We start from the raw sequence: 319 nt of genomic DNA, 5'->3' as shown, positions 1-319 counted from the left end.
TTGAACGGTACCTAGAATTTCTACGCGCTTGATAGAATCGATACCAAGATCTGCTTCCATATCCATAGCTAGATCAAGCATCTCAACTGGGTAGCCAGTTTTCTCAGCAACCACTTCTAGCATTGTCTTTTGAACCGTCGCTGCGTCAAGTCCATCTGTTGGTGCTACCTGAACTGACTGAGTCGCTACCTGAGGTGCAGCAACAGATACAGTTGCTAGTTTGCTATTCATGTAATGGACGATTTCACCTAGTGTACGACACTCTGCTAGGTCTTCTGGATTAAGTTCTGGAAGAGTTGGTAGCTCATCTTGAACGGTA

At 45.1% G+C, this 319-nt stretch carries 1 protein-coding gene; it reads right to left on the bottom strand.

Features of this window, described 5'->3' with window-relative positions:
• Window positions 1–319: phosphopantetheine-binding protein (locus ACP45E_RS13850; protein WP_141707340.1), on the bottom strand; the 319-nt coding region annotated here is incomplete at both ends.

Origin of the sequence: Vibrio genomosp. F10 str. 9ZD137 (assembly GCF_049974785.1) — a bacterium.
In the GTDB taxonomy this organism is placed as follows: Bacteria; Pseudomonadota; Gammaproteobacteria; order Enterobacterales; family Vibrionaceae; genus Vibrio.
The sequence above is the reverse complement of the archived record's forward strand: the minus strand, read 5'-3'. Positions and strand labels throughout refer to the sequence as shown.